Source organism: Salinivibrio sp. IB872 (assembly GCF_001995345.1).
In the GTDB taxonomy this organism is placed as follows: Bacteria; Pseudomonadota; Gammaproteobacteria; order Enterobacterales; family Vibrionaceae; genus Salinivibrio; species Salinivibrio proteolyticus.
Window position 1 is genome coordinate 1 of the sequence record NZ_MUFO01000078.1, and the last position, 5,338, is coordinate 5,338.

Annotated in this window: 4 protein-coding genes and 1 riboswitch; of the genes, 2 read left to right on the forward strand and 2 right to left on the reverse strand. The window is 49.3% G+C overall.

Translation table 11 applies throughout. The features are described 5' to 3' along the window. Window positions 1-242: 242 nt before the first annotated feature. Window positions 243-1,346 (reverse strand): tRNA (uridine(54)-C5)-methyltransferase TrmA, encoded by a 1,104-nt coding sequence (trmA, locus tag BZJ18_RS16550; RefSeq protein ID WP_077458408.1) that lies wholly within the window; start codon window positions 1,344-1,346, stop codon window positions 243-245. Between the two features lie 122 nt (window positions 1,347-1,468). After that, window positions 1,469-1,700, forward strand: a riboswitch (cobalamin riboswitch). A 31-nt stretch (window positions 1,701-1,731) separates the two neighbouring features. Here trmA and BZJ18_RS16555 point away from each other — a divergent pair. Together BZJ18_RS16555 and murI are read left to right on the forward strand one after the other, a co-directional pair. Further along, complete coding sequence (locus BZJ18_RS16555; protein WP_077458402.1) at window positions 1,732-3,546, forward strand: TonB-dependent receptor domain-containing protein; 1,815 nt, start codon at window positions 1,732-1,734, stop codon at window positions 3,544-3,546. A gap of 80 nt (window positions 3,547-3,626) precedes the next feature. Next, window positions 3,627-4,445 (forward strand): glutamate racemase, encoded by an 819-nt coding sequence (gene murI, locus BZJ18_RS16560; RefSeq protein ID WP_077458404.1) that lies wholly within the window; start codon window positions 3,627-3,629, stop codon window positions 4,443-4,445. On the opposite strand, the gene BZJ18_RS16565 is transcribed toward murI, so the two are convergent. Beyond that, window positions 4,399-4,848: an RNA recognition motif domain-containing protein gene (locus BZJ18_RS16565; RefSeq protein ID WP_077458406.1), complete on the reverse strand. Its 450-nt coding sequence runs from the start codon at window positions 4,846-4,848 to the stop codon at window positions 4,399-4,401. The genes murI and BZJ18_RS16565 overlap by 47 nt on opposite strands. Window positions 4,849-5,338: the final 490 nt, after the last annotated feature.

Below are 5,338 nucleotides of genomic sequence, written 5' to 3' on the forward strand. Positions count from 1 at the left end.
AATAAACTCGAAGTCGATGGCACGGTCGATTTTACGAACAAGATGGTCTTTGGGAACAAGTTGTTCCATCGTCACCATTTCAAGTTCATATTGGTGTGGAGAAGGTTCTTGAAGCATACCGGAGCATCCCTATTGCGACACTCCTATTAGATCAAAGGTCTAGCTCGAAAGCTAGACCTTTGTCAGCAGTCTGAGGCGTCGAGAGACGCCTTTTTACGTTGTAACGAACTCGCTTCCTGTAATTATTTACGCTCCAACCATACACCCGCTTCGGTATGGTGGGTGAACGGGAATTGATCGAACAGCGCACAGCGACTAATGCGGTGTGTTTGGCTGAGGCGTTCTAGGTTCTCGACCAAAGTCTCAGGGTTACAGGAGATATATAAAATCCGATCGTAACCTTGCACCATTTTGCAGGTTTCATCATCCATGCCCGCACGAGGAGGATCGACAAAGATGGTATTGCACTGATAGTCACTCAGCGTTACCCCTTGGTCTTTTAAGCGGCGGAATTCGCGCTCGCCATTGATCGCTTGAGTGAACTCTTCGGCAGACATGCGAATAATTTGCACATTGTCGATGTTGTTGGTGGCAATATTGTATTGCGCCGATTGTACCGAGGGTTTCGCCAGCTCGGTGGCGAGGACGCGGCGAAAGTTTTTCGCTAATGCCAGTGAGAAGTTGCCATTCCCACAATACAGCTCCAGCAAATCACCTTGGCTATCGCGGGTGCAATCAATGGCCCATTCCAGCATTTTCTCCGCCACCGGCCCGTTTGGTTGGGTAAAGCTGTTTTCAATTTGCTGGTAGATCAATGTCTGACCATCGGCATTGAGTTTTTCCAAAACGTAGTCGCGGTCTAGCACTTTCTTTTGCTTGCGCGCACGGCCAATCAGGTTGAGGTTAAACCCCTCATCGTTCAAACGTTGTTTAAGTGCTTGCGCGGCCTCGTCCCACTCTTCGTTTAGCTGGCGGTGATACAGCAAAGACACCAAGATCTCACCGCTTAAAGTGGAGAGAAAATCAATTTGGAAGAGCTTACGTCGCAACGCGTCGTTAGGCTTGATGGCATCCATCAATAGCGGCATGAGGTCATTGATCAAACGGCTTGCGGCAGGAAAGGTATCGACCCGATATTTCTGCTTGGTCGCAGGATCAAACATGATGTAATACAGGTCGTCGCCTTCATGCCATACTCGAAACTCTGCGCGCATCCGATAGTGGGTTTCCGGTGAGCGAAAGATCTCTAGCTCAGGCGCATGAAACGGCGCGAGTTGGGTAGTGAGTCGTTGTACTTTCTCAGCAAGCTGTGTGTCGTAGTCAACGGCGGTGTGAGCCTTGGTCATGATGGCTGCCTCAGCGATTGGAAAATGAGCGCAGATTTTAGACAAATCCCCAGCCATGTCCACCCTTGCTCACGATTCTCCTTTATTCGATAGGGTTATCAATGGACAATATCCATCTAGACGGCTACTATCCGTGAGCGGGTACGCGATCAGCAAGTATAAGCCTGTTGGTCACTGGAATGCGGTGAGAATCCGCAACTGACGCGCAGCGGTGTAAGAGAACGACCCTAACTCGGCGCTAGGCCAGACACTGTCGCCAATACTGTTTAACAGTATGCGATGGGAAGTCGTTAGCAGTAGGCGGCGAAAGCCATGCTCTTAAGTCCGAACACAGCCCGCCCCGCAGCATAACGCTGCATATTCTCGCGATAGAAAGGAATAACCAATGAACAAACAGATTGTGGCGAGCCTAGTGGCGGCGTCATTACTCCCTGTGAGCGCGTGGGCAGAGCAAAACACCGAAACGGTGGTGGTGACTGCTAGTCGGTTTGAGCAGTCAGATGCTTCAGTGTTGCAATCGGCAACTATCTTAACGCGTCAAGACATTGCGCGCTTGCAGGCGCGAAGCCTTGTCGATGTATTGCGTACGGTGCCGAGCATCGAGATTGCTCAAAGCGGAGGCCGTGGACAAATTGCCTCTATTTTTATGCGCGGCACGGAATCAGACCACTCTTTAGTCTTGATTGATGGCATGCGTATGGCGTCATCCATCAAAGGCTCGGTGGATTTTAATCAGATCCCAGTAAACAGTATCGAGCGTATTGAGATTATTCGCGGCGCACGCGCGACACTTTATGGGTCGAGCGCGATCGGCGGGGTGATTAATATCATCACCAAAAGCAATAAAGAGCGAGCCAATGTCTCAGCGACCGTAGGCAGTTTGGATCATCATGCTGTTAGTGGCGCATGGGCAACAAAATTGGGCGATAACGGTCACTTCTCTGGTGCGGCTGGGTATGAGTCGAATGATGGATACAATGTTCATCCAACGACAAGTAACCAAGGTGATCAGCATGGTTTTACCGGCCGCAATGCGCAGCTTGGATACAGTCATCGCTGGAATCCATCTTGGTCGGCCGATATCACGGGGCGCTGGTACCAGAATGAGTACGATTACGATAATTTTGGTAGCTTAAAACATGGCTGGTTAGAAAGCCAAGCACTGGCCAGCACGCTGAACTATCGCTCTGATGTCTGGAGTGCAACACTCAGCGCAGAAATCTCCCAACAAGAAAACTTCGACTTCAGCCCTGGCAGTGACCGTAAAAACAATAAAACTTCAGATGTTGAGCAAATCTCTACCTCGTTGGGACTCCAGTATCAAGCCACGGAGGATTGGCTGCTTGGTGGTGGTGTGGATTATCGTCAAGGTACCTTTAATGAAGGAAGCTTGATTACCAACCCCGATGATATTGCAATCAACCCGCGTGATAACCTTGGCACTTACCTTTTAACGCAATTTAGCCCAGTAGAGTCACTATCTATTGAGGCAAGCGCACGCTCGGATGATAACGAACAATACGGACAACATACGACGTGGCAGACAAGCGCGGGTCTTGCGATAGCGGAAGGGTATCAATTGGTCGCCAGCTACGGCACCGCTTTTAAGGCCCCAAGTCTGACTGAACTTTACGGATGGGGCGGTAATGCAACGCTCAAGCCGGAGGAATCATCCAACACCGAGCTTGCTCTTCGTGGTGTGACGGCTGACGTTGATTGGTCACTTACAGGCTATATAAATCGCATTGATAATCTCATTCAGTATGCAGGTAGTTACCCCAACGGTCAGAACCAAAACGTGGGCGAAGCTAAGATCGAAGGCGTTGAGTTTATTGCTAACTTTGATGTCCACGCTTTAAATAACCGCATATCGTTAGAATATAAAGACCCTAAAAATGAGAAATCAGGCGAGCAGCTCGCACGTCGCGCTAAACGGATAGCGAAGTGGGATGCATCCTACCAATGGGAGCGACTGCAGCTCGGTACTCAGTGGCAGTATCAAAGTGAACGTCTGGATTATTCCGGTGGAGAGATGTTGGGAAGCTATAGCCTGTGGACGATTACTGCTTCCTATCAGGCGACCGATAATCTGACCGTAAAAGGTAAAGTCGATAATGTATTTGATAAAGACTACGAAACCGCGGGTGGTTATCCGTCAGCTGAACGCGGCTATTTTATGACGTTAGACTATCAGTACTAGTGCCTGTTTCACGGCGAAACTAGCTTTAATCGCGCCTTTATCGTTATGATAAGGGCGTTTTTTTATTGAGTGGCTGGATCATGGCGCAACCCCATATTCTGATCTTTGACTCCGGTGTCGGAGGCTTATCTGTCTACCAAGCGATCAAGGCAAGTTTGCCGAGCGCTCAATATACCTATTTGTTCGACAATGCCGCTTTCCCCTATGGCGAATTAGAAGATCAACGCCTAGTGCATCGCGTACTTACTCTGATCAAAGCAACCTGTGAGCGCCATGCAGTCGATATCATCGTCATCGCGTGTAATACGGCCTCGACACTCGTGCTGCCGACACTGCGCGACGCACTCTCTATACCGGTTGTTGGCGTGGTGCCAGCGATCAAGCCAGCGGCGGCTTTGAGTCAACACAAAGCTATCGGTCTGCTCGCGACCCCAGCCACCGTCAACCGGCCTTATACGGCACAACTGATCGCAGATTTCGCCAAAGATTGCCGAATTGTCTCGGTAGGGACAACAGCATTAGTACATATGGCAGAGCGTAAACTGCGTGGGGAAGCGGTGAATCAGCAAGACCTTAGCGCCATACTTGCACCGTTTGATTCGCACATCGATGTCTTGGTGCTAGGCTGTACCCACTTTCCACTCTTACATGATGAAATACAGGCGGCGATGGGTAAACAGGTCCAGTTAGTTGACTCCGGCAGTGCCATTGCACGTCGTGTTGCCTCATTAGTTACGCCGCAAGCATCTGTCACCAGCGATAACAGTGATGACAATCGCGCATACGCAACGGCGACGCCTATAAAGGCCATCGCCTTGTCTGATTATATCCGCTCGATTGGGCTAGAATGCGTTAGCTATGCTCCCGCTTTTTTGGATCGTTCGCTTCACGCACTTTAAGTGTGCGCTCGCCGTAAACATTGTTGTTTAGGGCATCGATAGCATCATCTGCATGCGCAGCCGCCATCACAACAAAACCAAAGCCTCGACGTTTACCGGTACGCTTGTCCTTCATTAACCGTACCGCAAATACTTCTCCATGCTCGCCAAACAGGGACTTCACATCATTTTCATTGGCGCGATAAGGCAGGTTGCCGACATAAATCGTCTTACTCTGAGGGGGCTCTTCCTCTTTTGTTGCAACGGTCACTGTGGCTTGGGGAGCATATAAGCAGGCAATACCACTGATAACCGCACCGGCAGCGAAAGCCAATGCGGGAGAAACCGTACTCATTAGGTTTACTACAATGGCACCGAGGATGGCGATGGTGATAATCAATACAAAAGCAATTGGTGATTTCATAAGCGTCATAAGCGTTAATACAAGTAATAAAGTGATGGTACGCAAGACAATTTGGCAGCGGCGTACCCTTAAATGGTTCTTAGAAAATCAACCAGCGTTACTTCTTGGTAAAAGGCGCGTAGCTATAATGTTTCAAATCGCTGGTTATTCATCATTTTAGGTGGATTCTTGTCCACTCGAAATAAAAAACGCGAAAAACCCTTGTCAGTGTGATCCGGGTCGCTATAATGCGCCCCATCGACACGGCACACAGGGCAAGCGCTCAGCGGCCATGTCGGGGCAAAAAATCATTTAAAAATAAACGCTTGACGTTAGTTTTTAAATGATTAAGATAGCCCACCTACTTAACGCCGACAACGCGTTAGGGGAGTCAAAAAGAGGTTTTGTTTTCGCCGGTTGGCATCAACAAAAAGATAAAATTTCTTCTTGACTTCATCGGCAAGGCGAGTAATATACGCAGCCCTGACCGAGCGAAGCAACGCTTCGCAAG

Coding starts and splice junctions, on each gene's coding strand:
- murI (WP_077458404.1), top strand. CDS start 3,627: ATGGCGCAACCCCATATTCTGATCTTTGACTCCGGTGTCGGAGGCTTA.
- BZJ18_RS16555 (WP_077458402.1), top strand. CDS start 1,732: ATGAACAAACAGATTGTGGCGAGCCTAGTGGCGGCGTCATTACTCCCT.
- trmA (WP_077458408.1), bottom strand. CDS start 1,346: ATGACCAAGGCTCACACCGCCGTTGACTACGACACACAGCTTGCTGAG.
- BZJ18_RS16565 (WP_077458406.1), bottom strand. CDS start 4,848: ATGAAATCACCAATTGCTTTTGTATTGATTATCACCATCGCCATCCTC.